The sequence below is a fragment of the Flavobacterium sp. W20_MBD1_R3 genome, assembly GCF_052119725.1.
Lineage (GTDB): Bacteria > Bacteroidota > Bacteroidia > Flavobacteriales > Flavobacteriaceae > Flavobacterium.
Genome location: NZ_JBGQOR010000003.1, coordinates 272916 through 293119 on the forward strand (window position 1 = coordinate 272916; position 20204 = coordinate 293119).

A 20204-nucleotide genomic window follows, 5' to 3' on the forward strand; every position below is an offset into this window, starting at 1 on the left:
TTTTTGCTTTTTAAATAGTTAACGAGAGGCTGTTTAAATCAAACAGCCTCTTTTTTTGTCTAAAAATCTAGCAATCAATGAGTTGTTTTTTGTAACTTTATAATTCAATTTTATCATCATGAAGAATAGCTATTACATTATAATCGTCCTTTTTTGTGTGTTTTTGGGTTGTAACACTTCAAAAACTGCTTTTCCCAGCACTGAAAAATCCGTTGCAGCTCAAGGCGACACAGTACGAATTGCTAATGATGAACTAGAATATGAAGTGATCATTATTGATCCCGGTTTTAATACTTGGCTTAGCTCAAGAGCTTTTCCGCGCAATTATCATTCGCAATCTTTTCTAGAAATTAAAAACCAACTTTATATAAGTGAATGGAACAGTCGAGTGTTGCAACCGCAACGCTATGATCCCAATTTATACGAAATGACCATTAATTATGATCCTAACATTGATTATGGGTATGAAGTAAATTATTTGATATACAATTACATGATTTATTTTCAAAACACATACAAACAAAAACTTTTTGGTTTTGTCCCCATCAGATAATGTCACTATATTTGTATTCATTATAAATAAAAATGAACAAACTCAAACAACGTTGGGGAATTCAAACTAATTTCCAACTCACCCTTATATTTATCGTATTTGCGATAACCGGATCAGCATCAGCATGGCTCTCTAAACCGTTTTGTTTTTGGTTGGGGATTACCTCTGAAGATCTAGGGTATTGGTTTACTCCTGTACGGTTAATTCTGATTTTCCCTATATACCAAATTCTTTTGGTTTTGATAGGCTTTTTGTTTGGACAGTTCAAATTCTTTTGGGCTTTCGAAAAAAAGATGCTAAAACGATTGGGATTAGGTTTCCTCTTTACCGACTAAAAAAAAACGCCTCAATTACGAGACGTTTTTTTTTTTGATAATATAATTATAAATCCATGTTAATGTAAAAGTGGGTATAAAGTCCGAAAAAGGTAAGATTTCCTCTAAAAAAGTAACCACTCCTCCTACCCTTCCTACGGCGCCTTTGTACATCCAAGTCATCAAAAAACCGGCCATTGGAGCCCAAATCACATCTGAAAATTCACCTATCAACGGAACGGTAAATGAAAGCATTCCAATAGCATCAAATAAAATTCCTAAAAAAAAATTCCTAGTTTTGTTACTACCAACGGGTATAGATACTTGAGCTGTCATAGCATATGAATTTTGTTACAACATGTTTACAAATCTAATGCCACTTATTTTTTAAGCTTGTCTTGATATAATTTTTTCAATTTATCAATTTTAGGAGTAATTACGTAACTGCAATATCCTTGTGTTTTGTTCTGGTTATAATAGTTTTGATGATAATCCTCCGCAACATAAAACTTCATTGCTGGCGAAATTTTAGTAACAATTGGTTTTCCAAATGTATTTTCGGAAGTCATCAATGCTATATAATCCTCTGATAATTGTTTTTGAAATGGATTTTGATAAAAAATTTCACTTCGATATTGCGTACCAATGTCATTGCCTTGACGGTTTAATGTTGTGGGATCGTGAGTGGCAAAAAATATTTCTAAAAGCTCCCCAAAGCTTATTTTCTTGGGATCAAAGGTAATCTCAATAGCTTCGGCATGACCAGTATTTCCTGTACCAATTTGCTGATACGTTGGATTCACCGTGGTTCCCCCAATATATCCCGACACCACCTTACTTACGCCATCTAATTGTAAAAAAACTGCTTCTGTACACCAAAAACAACCTCCTGCTAAGGTTGCAACTTCTACTTCGTTTTGTATTTCCATATTATTTGTTTCTATACTTTTTGGCAAAACAATATTTTTTTCTTTTGCGCAAAATGAAAACGGCAATAGCGCCAAAAAAACACCAATTATTTTTTTCATAATGTATTAATTAAAATCAAATTTATTCATTATTACGCAGTGAATGCATCCTATTAACTAAAGTTTATAGTTTGTCAAGGCAAAAAAAATTGCGTTGCATTTAATAATCATTAAAATCTTTGTTTCTTTGCAAAAATAGTTTTACATGATAAAAGCCAAAAATCTGCACAAATATTACGATCAACTGCATGTGCTCAAAGGAGTTGATTTACATATTCAAAAAGGAGAAATTGTCTCTATAGTAGGTGCATCGGGAGCTGGAAAAACGACACTTTTGCAAATTCTAGGAACTTTAGATAAGCCAACTGTTGAAAACGGAATTGAATTGCGCATCAACAATGAAGATATTTTGACGATGAACGACAAAAATTTGTCCAAATTCAGAAACTTAAATTTAGGCTTTATTTTCCAATTTCATCAATTATTACCGGAGTTTACAGCACTAGAAAACGTATGCATTCCTGCATTTATAGCTAATAAACCAAAAGCCGAAACTGAGGTGGAAGCTAAAAAATTACTGACATATCTTGGTCTTTCCCATAGAATGAATCACAAGCCCAATGAACTTTCGGGCGGAGAACAGCAACGTGTGGCGGTGGCTAGAGCACTAATTAACAAACCAGCCATTATTTTTGCTGATGAACCATCCGGAAATCTGGATACTGCCTCTGCTGAAAACCTGCATCAATTATTTTTTAAACTGCGTGATGAATTTGGTCAAACCTTTGTCATCGTAACACACAATGAGGAATTAGCCAACATGGCCGACAGAAAACTAATAATGGTAGATGGTTTGATTAGTAATTAGGAGCTATTTCCAGCTATACACTCTATCTTTTTATTTTTAAAGAAAAAATAAAAAGGATGTCGTTTCTATCTGGGCTATGAATTGCAACAACAAACTATACTTGCTCAAAACAAATGCGTCTTTAAAGTCATCCTCTATAATGAATACATCAGAACTTAAAGATTTCCTCGACGAAAAAGTAGTACAATATAATACACTCGACTTCATACATAGTGATCCTGTGCAGATTCCACATTTGTTTTCACAAAAAGAAGATATAGAAATCGCTGGTTTTCTCAGTGCTACAATTGCTTGGGGAAATCGAAAAATGATTCTTAAAAACTCCCATCGAATGATGGATTTAATGGGAAACGCACCGTACGATTTTGTTATGTCTCATACCGAAAATGATTTGGAACAACTAGAAACTTTCGTACATCGAACTTTCAACGGAATTGATTTTGCCAGTTTTATCAAAAGTTTACAGCACATTTACAGCAATCATGGCGGTTTAGAAGCGGTGTTTAGCAAACATCAGGAAACCCATTCAATGCAAAAAAGCATTCATGAATTCAAAAAAGTATTCTTTGAAATTCCGCATCAATATAGAACCCAAAAACACATATCGGATCCGTTGAATAATTCAGCAGCAAAAAGAATCAATATGTATTTGAGATGGATGATTCGTCAAGACAATAACGGAGTCGATTTAGGAATCTGGAAAAGCATAGCACCGGCAGCATTATCCTGTCCTTTAGATGTGCATTCCGGAAACGTAGCACGAAAATTAGGTCTATTGACGCGCAAACAAAATGATGGCAAAGCCGTAGCTGAATTAGACTTTAAACTGCGGAAATTCGATAGTACAGATCCTGTTAAATACGATTTTGCTTTATTTGGATTAGGTGTTTTTGAAGGTTTTTAACGTACTAAAAAGTTAAATTACTATTTTTGTATTTTTTATTAATATATTTAATCTGGAAGTTGTTAAGTAATAATCTTTATTTTTTTTTATTTGCAACAAATTCCCATCTAAAAATGACCTTAAACTGAACAAAAAATATAATTTAGTCCTCATCACAAAGCGTATAATCTTTGTACTATTACTTTAGTGATATAGTAAAATCAACAAGTTAAAAATACTTGCATTAATTATTCATAAATCAAAAACTAGTATTGATCAAATTACGTACATAGTCTTGGTTGATATTAGACCAATAATTCCGATTTGGTATTTCCAAATAAAATAAATTAGAGATTCGATCCATGATAAAAATATTATTATTAAAAAAACTACAAAATATAATTGCAGCAGATAGAAGTTTCTTCATATTAATTTTAAAACAGCAAGCAAATGCATTTTCAACAGAACAAAAAATAATGTGCCATGAGTGATGCCAAAAAAATCGTCTTAGCAGAGGATAATTCTGTTTTTTTGTTGCTGTTAAAATTTAGATTAGAAAAAGAAGGGTACATAATTCTGACTGCTATAGACGGCAAAAAAGCCATAGAATTAATTGAAGAACATAATCCAGAATTGATTTTGACTGATATTATGATGCCTTTCATAAGCGGATTAGAAGTTATCAGTCACGTAAGAAATAAACTACATATGCAAACGCCTATCATCGTTTTTTCATCAGCGGGTCAGGAAGAAATAGTCCTTAAAGCATTTGATTTAGGCGCTACTGATTTTATGAGTAAACCTTTAAGCCCTAATGAATTAGTTATTAGAGTTAAAAGACTATTGCGTTAACCGTTTCAATTGCCCTGGATTATTGTATGAACACAAATTATTACTTGATTGATTATTTTAATGAATCACCATCTATTATTCAAATAGTATGGAGTATTAGTGCTGTGTTTTTATTAATTATAATTCCATTAATACTTTATCTAAAATTTTTAAGAGGACATTTAAGAGAAAACGAAAAAATAACGGCACAATATGAGAAGGAATATGAATCCCATCTTATAAACTATTTGTATTCCGGAAATGAAGAAGAAGATATCAGTGCAGAACAGCAAGTAATTATTGATCAATTAAAAAACCGTATTACAAATCCCTTTCGACGAAAAATATTTATTGGTGTTTTGCTAAAATTAAAAAATGAAATTTCGGGAGAAATAGCTGAATCTATTCATAAACTTTATTTTTATCTTGGTTTGAAGGAGTATGCCTTAACCAGATTAAGACACAAAAAATGGTATGTTGTAGCTAAAGGAATTCGAGAATTAAAGCAATTTCATGTCAAGGAAGCTCATGATGAAATTATAGTTCATATTAACCATCCAAAACGAGAGGTCCGAAAAGAAATGCAATTGTATATGGTCAATTTATTTTATTTTGAAGGACTTGATTTTTTAGATATCTTAGAAACATCGCTATCAGAATGGGATCAGATTCAATTATTAGAAGTTTTACAAAGAATGGAAAACCAGAATATTACTAATATTAAATTCTGGTTAAATTCTTCTAATGATTCAGTTGTAATTTTTTCATTAAAACTAGCAAAAATATACAATCAATTTGAAGCAAAAGATGAATTAATTCATTTGTTATATCACATCAATAAAAAAATAAGATTTGAAGCAATTCATGTATTGCATTATTTAAACGCCTTGGAGGCTAAAGAAATTTTGAAAAACAAAATAGAATATCGCAGTCCGGAAGAACAAATTGCTTTTTTTAAAATGATGGAAAATTTGTATCAACCTAGTGACGAATTATTTCTGTTGCAATACATCCATTACGAGATTTTTGAAGTAAAGCTTTCGGCATTAAAAATTTTAAAAGTGCTCAACAAAGAGAAATTCAACTCGCTTCAGTTTGAATCTTCTGAACCTGACTTTTTGAAAATTGTTAATTATCTAGATCACCATTAAGTATGGGAAACAATACAGAACAGATTATAATTGAAATAATTCATTATCTATTTTTTATTTACAGCATCACTGCAATTGTATCTTATTTGTTACTTGCGTTCATATCTGCCATAGAAACAATAGAATACAAACGAAAAAATAGTTTTGTAAATTACAAAGAAATATTATCTTCAAATATAGCTCCTTCCATTTCGATTATAGCTCCTGCCCACAATGAAAGTTTAAATATCGTAGAGAATGTGCGTTCCTTATTGTCCAATCACTATGTTAATTATGATGTGATTGTAGTAAATGACGGCAGTCAAGATGACAGTTTAGAGAAACTAATCCAGGTATATGATCTAGTTCCCGTGGCGTTGCTAATCAATGAACAAATCCAAACAAAACCGCTCAGAAAAGGAATTTACAAATCAACAAATCCTGCCTTTGAAAAATTAATTATTGTTGATAAAGAAAACGGCGGAAAATCTGACGCTTTGAATATGGGACTCAATATTAGCAACAGTAAATACGTTGCCTGCATAGATGTTGATTGTTTGTTATTAGAAGATTCCCTTCAAAAAATGATTAAACCGTTTCTTGAAACTACAGATAGAAGAGTAATTGCTGCTGGTGGTGTCATCAGAATTTCAAATTCCTGCGTTGTCAAAGATGGTAAATTACAGGATGTTAATTTTCCAAAAAAATTACTGGAGCAAGGACAAATTCTAGAATACATTCGCGCTTTTTTATTAGGAAGAATGGCCTGGAGCAGGCTCAATGGTTTATTGGTTATTTCAGGAGCTTTTGGTCTCTTTGACAAGAAAATCGCAATCAGAGTTGGTGGTTACGACACGCGTACAGTAGGAGAAGACATGGAGCTTGTAGTTCGAATGAGAGCCTACATGGAGGAAAAGAAAAAAAAATACAAAGTTGCTTACATCCCAGATCCGCTATGCTGGACTGAGGCTCCTGATAATTATAAAACATTTATTTCACAACGAAATCGCTGGACGAGAGGAACAATTGAAACCCTAAGAAGACATCGAAAAGTAGGGTTTAATCCAAAATATAGAGCATTAGGAATACTTAGTTATCCGTATTGGTTCTTTTTTGAAAGGTTGGCTCCGGTAATCGAGGTTGCCGGTTTGCTCTATTTTGGAATTCTGACCGTCTTTAATCTCGTTCGTTGGGATTATTCCTTGGCCTTTATTATTTTAGCCTATTTATTTACTGTTTTCTTTTCTTTAATATCCTTAATTACGGAAGAATTAACGTACCATCAGTATAAAAAGAAAGGAACAGGCATTAAATTATTGCTTATTGTGTTCTTGGAACCATTTGTAAATCATCCTTTTATTTTATTTGCGGCGATTCAAGGAAATATTGATTATTATTTTAACAAAAATAAAAAATGGGGCGAAATGAAGCGAAAAGGAATGTATAAGGAATCCAATTAAAGATAAATAAACATGAAATTTACGTATAAAAACAATTTAGAGTATATTTATGCAACAATCTCTTTAATTCTTATTTTTTGTCTGTTGAGTTTAATTGAACTATTCAAAAATTTCGAAATTTTATCATTCATTTATAAAGTTTTGAATGATTTTTTTACAGGAATACTCATAGGATTATTATTTTTCCCGTTGTATTTAGCATTAAGACATATAAAAATCTCTTTAGGAATCCGGAGCATCAAAGTATTATTCTCAAGTATAGCAATCATACAACTTGGATTGATTGCATATAGCATGACGACTCATATCAATCTTGGAGCAGATATTTTAGGGTATTCATCGCGTGATATGTACACTACTGTGACAGCATCTGTATCCTTTTCATTCCTGTTAGTTTTACCTTTTATAATTTTGCCGTTGGGTTATCTTGGACTAAATTGGTTATTCCATTTTTTTGGATCTAAAATCAACCCAAAAGTTTTGCTTCTGGTTGTACTCTTTTTTGGAGGCTTACATTTTGTTTTGGCCGGTAGCGGTACATCTGCTAGTCAAAACAAATTAAATTTTTTGTTGAGTGACATCATACGTTCCGAAAACGATAAAACTTTGGCATCTAAGGATAACACCGTTTACAAAAAAGAATATCCATTAGAAAAATCTGCTGTTAACACTAGTGATGTTCTTGCTCCATTTTTTCATATTGATAAAAAGAAACCTAATATAGTTTTTATAATTGTTGAAGGTCTTGGCAGTGACTTTACAGATGATGGCGACTATAATGGTTTTACACCTTATTTAGATTCCTTGACCTCTAAATCGCTTTACTGGGAAAATTTTGTCAGTAATGCGGGTCGAACATTTGGAGCACTTCCCTCTTTAATAGGATCATTACCCTTTGGAGAAAATGGTTTCATGGAACTGAATCCGTTACCTAAACACAATTCACTAATTAGTGTGCTAAAATTAAATGGTTATACCGCTAATTATTTTTGTGGTGATGAATCCAGTTTTGACAGAAAAAGTAATTTTCTCGAATACAATGGTATCGATAAAATTATCGACATCAATAAATTTGGTCCTGGCTACATTAAAACGAAAGAAAATGCAGGAGGATTTTCTTGGGGTTATCCTGATTCAGAAATATACCGTAAAATATTATCAGAGCTAAAAGATGAAAAGCAACCCCGATTAGATATTATAATGACTCTAACCAATCACGAACCTTTTGACTTTCCTTCTAAAAAATCGTACTTAGAAAAAGTAGAACGTGTTTTAAAATCCAAATCCAATTTCGAAAAAAAGAAGCTAAAAGACTATAAAGATATATTTGCGTGTTTGCTGTACACGGATAAATCCATTCAAAATTTTATGGAAGCGTATGCCAAAAGACCTGATTATGCGAACACCATTTTTATAATTACAGGTGATCACCGACTAATTCCAGTTCCACAAAAGGATAATTTATCCCGTTTTCACGTTCCTTTTTACATATACAGCCCGATGTTAAAGAAAACAGCAAAATTCAAATCAATCTCTTCACATAGTGATGTAACGCCAAGTTTAGTCTCCTTTTTAACCAATAATTACAACTTTAACACCTTAAAAGAAACGACTTGGTTAGGTCAAGGACTTGATACGGTGAGAGAATTTAGAAATATTCACAACATTCCGTTGATGCGATATAAAGGAAGTATCAATGATTATATTTATAAAGATTATTTCTATTCTGAAGGAATATTGTTTAAAATTGATGAAAATTTCAACTTGAGCGAAACAGACAACGATATGACGGAAATTGTCAGTAATTCTTTTTTAGACTTTAAAAAATTAAATGCTTATTTGACCACAAAAGATAAAATTACAAAGTCTATTTCGATATTCAAAAAACCAACTTATACGTTTACTGCCGAAGAATTTGTAACTATTCAGAAATTAACAAAAGGGATGGACCACGATCACATTTTCTTTCTGTCCAGAGAATTAGCATTCAAAAAAGAACGGAAAAATGCACGGTTATTATGCAATTACATTTTGAACGATCTGCCTAATTATGGCGACGTAAGAACTCTAAAAGGTCGAACATTAGCGTGGGATGGTGATTATAAAAATGCAGAAAAAGAATTATTAGAGGTAATCAAAAGAACCCCATTTTATGGTGATTCCTATTTAGCCCTGATGGATGTATATTGGTGGTCGGGCCAAAATAAAAAAGCAATAGCGATTGGCAAACAAGCATTAAGTAATCAAATAAATGATGCGGAATTGAGTTATAAATTGGCTCAAGCCTACAATAGAATGCAGAATTATAAAGATTCAAATAAACTAATTGATAGCCTTTTAGTGTTATTTCCAAAAAACAAAGAATACTCAAATTTTAAAAAATCAATAAAAAAATGATTTCAAAAATAATTATAAAACTAACTTTTTTAGTCCTACTTTCAAGTAGCTTTCAAATGTCTGGGCAAGAAATTAAATTTGAGGGAGATCCAGATGCTTCTTTTGAAAATGCCCGTACTCTAGCCTTTAACCAACAACGGAAACAAGCGCAGGATACCCTACTATTTATCCTAACAAAGTATCCTGACTACCATGATATAAGATCTTTTTTGGCAACAACCTATTCGTGGGACGGTGATTACAAAAAAGCTCGAAAAGAGTTTAATTATATCCTTGAAAAAGACAAAGAAAACAAACCAACTCGGATTGCAGCGATCAAAAATGAATTGTGGGCTGACCTGCCGTATGCCGCATTAGAAATGACAAATAATGCCTTGAAAACATTTCCAAATGATTCTGATTTTTTATATTTAAAAGCAAGCGCGCAAGAAAACACCAATAATCCATTAGAAGCACTAAGTACGCTTCAGTTAGCAGTAGATCAAAATCCTGATGACCAGAAAGCTAAAGATTATAAGGCAACTTTAAACAATAGTTTGAGCCAAAATGCCATAGGATTAACAGCATCAGTCGATCTTTATTCTGATGTTTTTGATCCTATGCAGTATTATGCATTAATGTACAGGCGACAAACTAAATATGGAAGTATTATAGGCCGAGTAAATCTAAATAGGAGATTCAACGAAAACGGAGTACAATATGAAGTGGATTTATATCCAAAAATTGCAAAAGGACTTTATGCTTATGTTAATGTTGGTATTGCGAATACTTTCCTGTTTCCTGATGTAAAATACGGTGCTGAATTGTTTAAATCATTACCCAAAAGTTTTGAAGTTTCACTGGGATTCCGAACTTTAAAGTATAGCACCACCACAAATATTTATACTGGATCTTTAGGCTGGTATACTGGAAACAGTTATTTATCATTCCGTCCTTATTTTACTCCCGGAGAAACAGGAACCAGCAAATCCGGTACTTTCACCTACCGAAAATACCGAAGCGATGCTGATAATTATTTAGGAGTAGCCGTTAGTGTAGGTTTTTCACCTGAAATTAACCAATTTAATATAAATGAAAGTGCGACTAAATTTGTAGACTTAGAATCTCAAAGAATCAATCTAGGCTATTATTTTACCTCTACAAATAAGCAAAATGCTTGGGGTGCTCAATTTGCAGTTTCGCACCAAGAAATAATATTTGATCAAGGCAATTTCTTTTGGATTTATTCATTAGCGCTTTCATGGGAACTAAAATTTAAATAAAAAGCATTAAATTAAATTTGAATTTATAAATCCTTCTTTTGAATACTCAAAAGAAGGATTTTTTATTTTTAAAATATTCATTTTTGTTTCGAAAAAAGAAAATAAGTATTCACTAAAATAATATTGGACTACAATAAAACAAAAATCATCTCTAACGATTATCAATCGTTGCACTTAATAAAGAGAGATATTTTTATCCCGTAAAAACTTCAAAAAACAGCTCTAAATAGATTCAAAAAAAAATAATTTTTTTGTTAAAAACAAAACCTCTTATATTGGATTATGTGTTTGATAGGATTTTATTGCAATACGTCGAAAATATTTTTTTTAGCCTTATTTTGTTTGTACTATTATGATATAAAACACTACTAATCATGGACTTAATAACATACTACCTGAAATATTACATTATTCCGTTTCTTTTGATTTTGACAATATTATTAATAATTATTCTTTTGTTTAAGAGAATACGCTATGAACACAACAAACCCCTCAGAGAATCAATAAGTAACAAAGCTGAAACTTTTTTGACCGAAATGATTCTTTCAAATCCCAATGAAAAAACATTCAGAACTAAATTATCGCTATTCAAAACTTCTATTCCGCTCTATAAATCTTGGTGTAAGGAAATGATCATTAATGATATGATTCGGTTTAAACTCAGTTTAAAAGGAAAAGCATCAGAACAAATTAATATTTTTTACCAAGCATTACAACTTGACAAATATTCTGCAGGCTTAATCCAAGATTTTCGAAGTTTTTATAAATGTGAAGGTTTTCACCATTTTCAGGCTTTAGATTATAAAAAAGGAAGTGCTTTGATAAAACCATATTTGAAACATCCTAATATCGTAATTCGGTCTAATGCCAATATGGCCTACATTTCCTTATCGGAAAATCACATGGAAAGTTTGAAAGAACAGTCTTCTGGAATATCGCATCTTAACATGATAAAAATAATGGATATTCTACATAAAAAAAGAATTCCTATCCCTAAAAATATCGACCAATGGATTGAAACAAGTAACATTTCAGTTACAAAATTAGGATTGAAAATAATGGTTTTTTACAATTATAGAAACCAAGCCAAAGGAATTACAGCATTACTGCATCATGAAGATGACGGTTTAAAAAAAGAAGCAATCACAGCCATCAGGGAACTATTCTTGCTCGAGGCCAAAAATGATCTGATTCAACTTTTTGCTAAAGAATCTACTGAAATTAAATGGGAAATTCTAGATACACTAAAAGTAATAGGCGATGACAGCATAGTTCCTTTTTTAGAAAATATTATTCGAACAGAAACCAATAAAGAAATAAAGCTAAAAGCAGTTGAATGCCTAAACGAAATAGACAAAACAGAACTAAATATTCTTGCAGCCACAGATTTTGATACCACAAAAATGACAAAACATGTCAGAGAAATATACTTATAATGATAAACAGTCTCACATATCAGATTATCCACTTTTATGAAATTTTCATTTCATTTTTCTCACTTACCTATATTTTATTTTATGTTTTTTTATCTGTTCTTTCCTATTTTGCCATATTAAAACATCTTAGATACCAAAAATATATTTCTGAAGATATTCTGACAAGGTCGAATCATTTGCTAGGCGTTTCTATAGTAGCACCAGCATTTAACGAAGGAGTTAATATTGTTTATAATGTAAAATCATTGTTGTCATTGACGTATCCTAAATACGAAATCATTATTGTCAATGATGGCAGCACAGATGATACGTTAACTAAATTGATCACCGAATTTGAGCTAGTAAAAATTGATTTTTATTATCAAGAAAAAATTGTTACCAGACCCGTGCGAGGACATTATAAATCAACCAATCCAATTTATTCAAAACTAATGGTTGTGGATAAAGAAAATGGAAAAAGTAAAGCGGATGGTTCTAATGCAGGAATTAATTCCTCTAAATATCCTTTGTTTCTCTGTACTGATGTGGATTGTATTCTTAAGAGAGATACGATTCTCAAATTAGCCAAACCATTTATGGAAAATGAAACTCGGGTAATAGCCACGGGTGCCGGAATCAGAATTTCAAATTCTTGCGAGGTAAAAGATGGTTTTTTGCATAAAGTACATTTCCCTAAAGACTGGTATCCTCGATTTCAGGAATTAGAATATGTTCGCTCGTTCCTTTTTGGCAGAATGGCTTGGAGCCAAATCAACGGTTTACTTTTAGTTTCTGGCGGATTAGGAATGTTTGACAAAGAAATAGCCATAAAAGTAGGCGGTTATTGGCATAAGTCATTAGGAGAAGATATGGAGCTCATTACCCGTATGCGAAAATACATGCATGAAAACAAGCAACAATTTTTAATTAAATACATTCCAGAATCATTATGCTGGACCGAAGTGCCTGAAACAAGAGAAGTATTGCTACGGCAACGCACTCGCTGGGCCCGGGGACTTGTTCAAACGCTTTTCCTACATCGCAAAATGTTTTTGAACCCAAAATATGGTAAAACGGCATTCTTAATATTACCCTTTTTCTTTTTTTTCGAATTCTTAGTCCCTATTATAGAATTACTTGGAATTATAGCACTGACTATAGGATTTATAAACCACTCCGTAAATATTGAATATCTTATCACTGTGGGTTTATTTGTTTATATATTTTATTTAATGATTACACTAATATCCATTTTGATAGACGATTTATTGTACAAGAGCTATGCTAATTACAAAGAGCTAATGGTCTTGATATTTATGGCCATCATAGAGCCCTTCGTTTACCATCCCTTAAATGTCTACGCATCATTAAAGGGTTATTGGTTCTTTCTTAGACAAACAGAACAAAAATGGGGCGTAATGATTCGAAAAGGATTTGCAACAACTGAAAAAGTAACATCATGATTCTAAACAAAATTTTAAATACCGCCAGTTTTTTAATTTTTGTATTATTTATAACCAATCAGAATATATCAGCACAAAAAATTGATTCTGATAGTCTTCTCACGGTCATTATAAAAGATATGCAGACCAATAAAAATTATGAAAAAAACATTCAAAGAGCTTTATTGGGAAAAAAAATTGCACCTGCATATTTAGATTACTATCTGCTTTTGGGTAGAAACTATGATTTACTACAAAAAAAAGATAGCGCTAGGTTTTACTATAAATATTACATTGAAAAAAATCCCGACAATGAAGATACTTTCAACTATTTGATCAATCTTGAATTAGAGGATAAAAATTACGCGAATGCCCTAGTTTCGATAGACGAAGCAATTGCAAAATATCCTGAAAATAAAAATTTCGAACAAAAAAAACTGACTGTTTTCCAATTGCAAAAAGACCAAAAAAAAGAATATGAATATTTAAAAATATTACAAGCTAAAAACCCCAGTGATGATGGCATTACACAACTTGTTTTCCAGATGGAATCTAAACTAAAATCAGATCGAGCAGGCATAAACTACAGCTTTACTACTTTTGATAGAAAAAAATATGGACCATGGCATTTACTGGGTTTTCAATACATAAGGGAGCGTCAATGGGGTTCTTTGATTGGGCGAGTGAATTATGCTGATCGCTTGTCCTCCGGGCAAAGTATTGCAAATGGAATTCAATATGAAGCCGAATCGTATTTTTTTACCGGCAAAAATAATTATTCGTACGTGAGTGCCGCTTTCAGCAATGACGCCGTATTCCCAAAAGTAAGACTGGGATATTCTTTTTATCAAAATTTTAAAAAAGGCTGGGAAGGTGATTTAGGTCTTCGCTATCTAAAAATCCAAGATGGCACTGAATTTAATACCGTAGTTATTGGTCTTGGAAAATATATTGCATCCTACTGGATCAATCTGAGGACTTTTATTCAAAAAGATCAACAAGATTACTATCCCGCAATTACATTGACCATGAGGTATTATTTTGATACGCGGTTTGATTATGTAACTTTGACCTCTGGCTACGGCTCTTCACCAGAAGAACGAACTACTTTAGGACAGTTCAAAGAACGAATTGCGCTAGATTCGTACCGTTTGGGTGCAGGATATTACAGAATGTTCAACAATCATTATATCATGGGAATTCAACTCACTTATAATGAACAAGAATACGTTCAAAACCGCACACAAAACGAAGTAGAACTATCATTAATGTTGCAATATAAATTCTAAAATATGTTTAATAAAAGGCTGAACTTAATTTGCTTTCTGTTTTTTTTGGTTCTCTTTAACTTCAAAACTATGGCTCAATCTAACATTATAATTGAGAATAAATCTGGGGCAGAAAATGCGATTCAATACATGGATGAAAATGCAAAACCAGCTGCTAAAATATTAAAAAAGTATTTAGACAAAAGCTTTTTAAATCCATTCATCATTCAAAACAGTACGGAGATTAGCACACAAATAACTCCTACAATTCATCTTTCCATTACGAATTCACAAAATAAAAAGGATAAAAACACTTTCCTTATCAAAAGTGATGATACCGCTATTTTTTTGGCTGCAGCAAATGAAAAACTGCTTCGTTACGCCGTATATACTTTGCTTGAAAATTGGGGGTTTAGAAAATTTACTGCTAAAGATCTATATGTTCCCAAATTAAAAAGTGTCATTTTTCCAAAAAACACAACCCAAATTCATATTCCTTCGTTTGAATACCGAGTACTTTTTTATCCAGATGCATTTGATGAAGATTTCCGAGATTGGCACAAATTAGATTGGCATTTAGACGATTTTAGCATTTGGGGACATTCTTTTCATACTCTCTTGCCTCCAAAAGATTTTTTTAAAAGCAATCCTGATTTTTTTGCTTTATACGAAGGCAAACGAAGACCTGAATCACTTTGTATGACTAACGAAACCGTTGTCAAAAATGTGATAAAAAAAATGAACCAAATTATCTCAGACAATCCAAAAGCAACATTTATCTCAGTCAGTCAAAATGATGATGCAGTTTACTGTGAGTGCGATAAATGCAAATCATTGAATGAAAAATACGGCGGGCCACAGGGCTCTTTGTATTTTTTCATGAATAAAATTGCAAAATATTTTCCAAAAACAAAAATAGCAACCCTGGCGTACCAACATACTTACAAACCACCGCTTTACTTAAAAATTGAACCTAACATCTATACTTTATTTTGCCCTATCGAATTGAACAGGGGAAAATCAATTCTTAAAGATCCTGCAAACAAATCCTTTGTCAAAATAATGCAAAAATGGGGGGAAACGGCTTCCAATTTATATCTATGGGATTATACAGTGCAATTTTCAAGCTATTTATCTCCATTTCCTAACATTCATACTTTTTCTGACAATTACAAGTTTTTTAAAAAAAATAATGTAAAAGGGTTATTTGTTCAAGGCTATGCTGATGTTCCCGGAGATTTTTCGGAACTAAGACAGTATCTTTTAGCTAAATTATTATGGAATACCGAAATTGACATCGAAGCAACCACCAATGATTTTTTAAAAGGTTTCTATGGTAATGCCGCGCCGTCAATTAAAGAATATTTGACTGTATTGACACAGAATCAGGAAAATTCAAATCGAAATTTAGATATATATTCCGGTCCCATTCCATCTAGAAATACTTTTTTAACCCCCAAAGCAATGGATCAGTATGATCAATTACTCGATGAAGCAGCGATGTCAGTGAATGAAGATCCCGTTTTATATTCTCGTATAAAAGAATTACGACTTGCATTAGAATATGTTTTTTTCGAACAATCCAAGTTTTATGGCAAAGAACAGCACGGGATGTTCACCGTAAATATAAATGGAGAAAAAGAAGTAAAACCCGGACTCAACGAAAGAGTCTTGAAATTTGCTACTATGTGTAATGAATTTGGAATTTACGAACTGAGCGAAGACGGTTTATCTCCCGATAAATATTATCAAAATTGGCTTGAAATAACTAAAAATACCGCAACCCATCTTGGAGAAAAATTAGAAATTAATTTCCTGACGCCACCAACCAAAGAATATTCAGGCAAAGGAAGTGCAGCACTTGTTGATGGAATTCAAGGGCATACAGACTACAACATTAATTGGATTGGCTGGTATGGTAACAATCCTGAAATAGAAATAATTACAAATAATTTAGATTTTAATAGCATACGGATGCGCTTTTTGAACAACCAGAGAAATTGGATTTTTATTCCGCAAAAAGTGACTTTATTTGGCTATAAAAATGAAAAATGGAATCTGATTACTGAAAAAAAAATCGTAAATTTAATAGAAGATTATGATGTAAATTCAAATGAGATCGAAATTGAAGATCCAAGTTTCGGCACTTTTGAAAAAATAAAATTGATAGTACAGAATCAAGAAGATCTACCCATTTGGAGAAAAAGAAAAAATAAAAAACCAATGGTAATGATTGATGAGATTGAGCTTTATAACAAAAAAATATCTCAAGATGAATAGCGATAAAAAAATACTAATTATTGAAGATGATGAGTTAATGATAAAGATCCTTACTTTTATACTTAGTAAAGAAGGGTATCAATTGAGCGTAATTAGAGATGGTTTGAGTGCTATTGAACAATTACATAACATAAATCCTGACATGGTAATAACTGATTTACTATTGCCGTATAAATCCGGGCTTGAAATTATTAGCTTTGTTAAGGATAATTTTAAAGATAAACCAATTATTGTCTTATCGTCATTAGGTGAAGAAGAAAATTCCGTTAGTGAAGCGTTCAAGCTGGGCGCCGATGATTTCATTGCAAAACCATTTAATCCAAATGAATTAGTGCTTCGGGTCAAGCGATTGTTGGGTAAATCGTAATACTAAATTAACAAAACTATGCTTTGAAAAGTATCGCTTTTAGACCATTACATTCAAAAAGACTATCTTTGCAAAAAATTTAAGCAAATGACTACTTTTGAGCAATTCAATCTTCCTAAATCCGTACAAAAAGCGATAGATGATTTAGGTTTTACAACTCCTACTCCTATTCAGGAAAAAACTTTTTCTGTGATTATGTCAGGAAGGGATATGATGGGAATCGCTCAAACAGGTACTGGTAAAACATTTGCTTATCTATTGCCGCTATTAAAACTATATAAATTTACTCCGGGACACACCCCTAAAATAGTTATTCTGGTTCCTACTCGTGAACTTGTAGTGCAAGTAGTAGAAGAAGTAGAAAAATTGACAAAATATATGTCAGTTCGAACTATTGGGATTTTTGGTGGTGTCAATATTAATACCCAAAAAACAACTGTTTATAAAGGTTGCGACATTCTGGTGGGAACGCCAGGACGAATCATGGATTTAACGCTGGATAATGTAATTCGTTTTGAAGACATGCAAAAGCTGGTTATTGATGAGTTTGATGAAATGCTGAACTTAGGTTTCCGAGTTCAGTTAACCTCTATTTTGGCTATGATGCCAAAAAAACGTCAAAATATTCTATTTTCAGCAACAATGACGGATGAAGTAGATGCAATTTTAAATGATTATTTTGATTACCCAGAAGAAGTTACGCTTTCGGCATCAGGAACACCATTGGAAAACATCAAACAGATTAGTTATAAAGTTCCAAATTTCAATACCAAAATTAATCTTTTGAAATACTTATTGCAAAATAACGAAGACATGAGTCGTGTTTTAGTTTTTGTAAATAACAAGAAAATTTCCGACATGGTTCATGAACGAATTGAGGAAGATTTTGAAGATCAGTTTGGCGTAATTCACTCAAATAAATCACAAAATTACCGATTGAGTACGATGGCTTCTTTCCAAGAAGGAAATTTACGCGGCTTGATAACTACGGATATTATGGCCAGAGGTTTGGATATTTCCAATATTACTCATGTTGTCAATTTTGAAATGCCCGAAATGCCCGAATTGTATATGCACCGAATTGGTAGAACTGGTCGTGCCGACGCTACAGGAACCGCTATAAGTCTTATCACGGCTCGCGAAGAAGAATCTAAATCGGAAATAGAAATGCTAATGAAGATGGAATTAGCAATTGAACCTTTCCCGGAAACTGTTGAAGTATCCTCTAAATTAATCGAACCTGAAAAAGACAGACAGCCGATAAAGTTTATGATGAAAAAACAAAAACTTGACGGTGACGGTGCTTTTCAAGAGAAAAGCAAAAAGAATAAGAAAGTAAATTTAGGGGGTCCTGGAGTAACCAAGAAAAAAACGCATGGTTCCGTAAATAGAAACATGGTAAAAACCAGAGACAAAAAGAGAAAAGACAAGAATAAATAGTGACCAGTATTTAGTGCTTAGCGTTCAAATTCTAAACACGTATTTTTGCTGACTATTTGGGATTTGAATTCAAAAAAAAAAGGCTAAAAATGATTCTCATTTTTAGCCTTTTTTTTTTGAATTTTCAAGTTTAATTCTTGGTAAAAACCAAACAAACCGGAGAACATAATGGTATCTTTTTACCGGTATCAGTAAGTGATCCCGTCTTTTTATTTCTTTTAAAAATTACAATATCATTGGTATATTGATGTGCTACCAAAAGAAAATTACCCGTTGGATCAATGACGAAATTTCTAGGTCCTTTTCCTAACGTGTTGCTTTGTCCTTTCAGTAGTAATTTTCCATTTTTTAAAATTTTAAAAATTGTAATGTTATTGGCTTCACCGCGATTAGAAGCATATAAAAACTTCCCATCAGGCGAAATATGAATATCTGCAGAACTGAACGTTCCTTTGAAATCTTTTGCTAAAATAGTCGTTTCATCAATCTTTGTCAATGTTCCGTTTGAGTAACTAAATACCGTTAACGCGCCATCCAGTTCCTGTAAAAGATAAACAAACTTCCCGTTTTTACTAAACGTCAAATGTCTGGGTCCACTTCCAGACCTCACTGAAATGCTATCTTTCAATTCTAAAACATTATGTTCAGCAATAGGATTATAGGCATAAGAATACACTTTATCATTCCCTAAATCATTGGATAAAACAAACTTTTTATCTGGAGAAAAATGAACCATGTGTACGTGCGGACCTTCTTGTCTTTGCTTATTAATTCCTTTTCCATAATGCTGGATTACTTGCTTGGCTTTAGTAAGACTTCCATCACTATTTTTACCAAAAACAGAAATATTACCACCGGAATAATTGGCAACGATTACATTTTTATCATCGTTTATAATGTAACAAGGATCAGCACCTTTCGAACTTTGCTTGTTGATTAAGTCTAATTTTCCGCTTGACGAATTGTAACTAAAAGAACTTACCGTACTTTCAGCACCAAACTCATTTACGGAATAAACAAAATTATTATCTTTTGAAACCGCCAAATAACTTGGATTTATAACTTTTTCAGTCGCATTTTTAAAACTGAAATCCCCTGTCTTCGAATTAAAATCATATACATAAATTCCTTTGCTATCACAGCTTTGAGTGTAGGTTCCAATGAGTAAATTGAATTTATTTTTTTGTGCCTGAACACTTGTAAAAATGAAAATTAATAGAACAACAGCAAACCGCTTTTTCATGTTTTTAAAATTTATTAGAAAGCTAAAATACACATTATATTCATAATGAATGTCAATTGTTTATTCGTTTGAAAAATTATAAC

At 32.2% G+C, this 20204-nt stretch carries 18 protein-coding genes; 15 read left to right on the forward strand and 3 right to left on the reverse strand.

Annotation, left to right across the window (positions count from 1 at the left end; genetic code table 11):
* The first annotated feature begins 118 nt into the window (after window positions 1–118).
* The gene (locus tag ACEN2F_RS07150; protein WP_441737420.1) at window positions 119–553 is read left to right on the forward strand and encodes a DUF6146 family protein; all 435 of its coding nucleotides are present in this window, start codon (window positions 119–121) and stop codon (window positions 551–553) included.
* Window positions 554–585: 32 nt separating this feature from the next.
* On the forward strand, window positions 586–888 hold the full coding sequence (locus ACEN2F_RS07155; RefSeq protein ID WP_441737422.1) for a DUF6787 family protein: 303 nt from the start codon (window positions 586–588) through the stop codon (window positions 886–888).
* A gap of 15 nt (window positions 889–903) precedes the next feature.
* Here ACEN2F_RS07155 and ACEN2F_RS07160 read toward each other — a convergent pair whose 3' ends face one another.
* Together ACEN2F_RS07160 and msrA are read right to left on the reverse strand one after the other, a co-directional pair.
* On the reverse strand, window positions 904–1203 hold the full coding sequence (locus ACEN2F_RS07160; protein ID WP_441737424.1) for a hypothetical protein: 300 nt from the start codon (window positions 1201–1203) through the stop codon (window positions 904–906).
* A 44-nt stretch (window positions 1204–1247) separates the two neighbouring features.
* Window positions 1248–1796: a peptide-methionine (S)-S-oxide reductase MsrA gene (msrA, locus tag ACEN2F_RS07165; RefSeq protein WP_441737548.1), complete on the reverse strand. Its 549-nt coding sequence runs from the start codon at window positions 1794–1796 to the stop codon at window positions 1248–1250.
* Between the two features lie 244 nt (window positions 1797–2040).
* On the opposite strand from msrA, the gene ACEN2F_RS07170 reads away from it, so the two are divergent.
* The 13 genes from ACEN2F_RS07170 to ACEN2F_RS07230 all read left to right on the forward strand — a co-directional run bounded on the left by ACEN2F_RS07170 (window position 2041) and on the right by ACEN2F_RS07230 (window position 18878).
* Complete coding sequence (locus ACEN2F_RS07170) at window positions 2041–2703, forward strand: ABC transporter ATP-binding protein (protein ID WP_441737425.1); 663 nt, start codon at window positions 2041–2043, stop codon at window positions 2701–2703.
* 139 nt (window positions 2704–2842) lie between these two features.
* Window positions 2843–3607 (forward strand): TIGR02757 family protein, encoded by a 765-nt coding sequence (locus tag ACEN2F_RS07175; RefSeq protein WP_441737427.1) that lies wholly within the window; start codon window positions 2843–2845, stop codon window positions 3605–3607.
* A 462-nt stretch (window positions 3608–4069) separates the two neighbouring features.
* Window positions 4070–4438, forward strand: a complete 369-nt coding sequence (locus ACEN2F_RS07180) for a response regulator transcription factor (protein WP_441737429.1) — start codon at window positions 4070–4072, stop codon at window positions 4436–4438.
* A 26-nt stretch (window positions 4439–4464) separates the two neighbouring features.
* The gene (locus tag ACEN2F_RS07185) at window positions 4465–5568 is read left to right on the forward strand and encodes a hypothetical protein (protein WP_441737431.1); all 1104 of its coding nucleotides are present in this window, start codon (window positions 4465–4467) and stop codon (window positions 5566–5568) included.
* Window positions 5569–5570: 2 nt separating this feature from the next.
* On the forward strand, window positions 5571–7007 hold the full coding sequence (locus tag ACEN2F_RS07190; protein ID WP_441737433.1) for a glycosyltransferase family 2 protein: 1437 nt from the start codon (window positions 5571–5573) through the stop codon (window positions 7005–7007).
* Between the two features lie 12 nt (window positions 7008–7019).
* A complete protein-coding gene (locus tag ACEN2F_RS07195; RefSeq protein ID WP_441737435.1) occupies window positions 7020–9404 on the forward strand; it encodes a sulfatase-like hydrolase/transferase in 2385 nt (794 codons plus the stop codon).
* Window positions 9401–10666 carry a YaiO family outer membrane beta-barrel protein gene (locus ACEN2F_RS07200; RefSeq protein ID WP_441737436.1) on the forward strand — a complete coding sequence of 422 codons (1266 nt, stop codon included), beginning with the start codon at window positions 9401–9403 and terminating at the stop codon, window positions 10664–10666. Before ACEN2F_RS07195 ends, ACEN2F_RS07200 begins: the two co-directional genes overlap by 4 nt.
* 374 nt (window positions 10667–11040) lie before the next feature.
* On the forward strand, window positions 11041–12102 hold the full coding sequence (locus tag ACEN2F_RS07205) for a HEAT repeat domain-containing protein (RefSeq protein ID WP_441737438.1): 1062 nt from the start codon (window positions 11041–11043) through the stop codon (window positions 12100–12102).
* A complete protein-coding gene (locus ACEN2F_RS07210) occupies window positions 12102–13544 on the forward strand; it encodes a glycosyltransferase family 2 protein (protein ID WP_441737440.1) in 1443 nt (480 codons plus the stop codon). Before ACEN2F_RS07205 ends, ACEN2F_RS07210 begins: the two co-directional genes overlap by 1 nt.
* The gene (locus tag ACEN2F_RS07215) at window positions 13541–14812 is read left to right on the forward strand and encodes a YaiO family outer membrane beta-barrel protein (RefSeq protein ID WP_441737442.1); all 1272 of its coding nucleotides are present in this window, start codon (window positions 13541–13543) and stop codon (window positions 14810–14812) included. Before ACEN2F_RS07210 ends, ACEN2F_RS07215 begins: the two co-directional genes overlap by 4 nt.
* Before the next feature lie 69 nt (window positions 14813–14881).
* Complete coding sequence (locus ACEN2F_RS07220; RefSeq protein ID WP_441737444.1) at window positions 14882–17071, forward strand: DUF4838 domain-containing protein; 2190 nt, start codon at window positions 14882–14884, stop codon at window positions 17069–17071.
* Window positions 17064–17438 carry a response regulator transcription factor gene (locus ACEN2F_RS07225; protein WP_441737446.1) on the forward strand — a complete coding sequence of 125 codons (375 nt, stop codon included), beginning with the start codon at window positions 17064–17066 and terminating at the stop codon, window positions 17436–17438. The genes ACEN2F_RS07220 and ACEN2F_RS07225 overlap by 8 nt, the downstream gene beginning before the upstream one ends.
* Before the next feature lie 87 nt (window positions 17439–17525).
* Window positions 17526–18878, forward strand: a complete 1353-nt coding sequence (locus ACEN2F_RS07230; protein ID WP_441737448.1) for a DEAD/DEAH box helicase — start codon at window positions 17526–17528, stop codon at window positions 18876–18878.
* Between the two features lie 130 nt (window positions 18879–19008).
* On the opposite strand, the gene ACEN2F_RS07235 is transcribed toward ACEN2F_RS07230, so the two are convergent.
* Window positions 19009–20121, reverse strand: a complete 1113-nt coding sequence (locus ACEN2F_RS07235) for a lactonase family protein (protein ID WP_441737449.1) — start codon at window positions 20119–20121, stop codon at window positions 19009–19011.
* Between the last annotated feature and the right edge of the window lie 83 nt (window positions 20122–20204).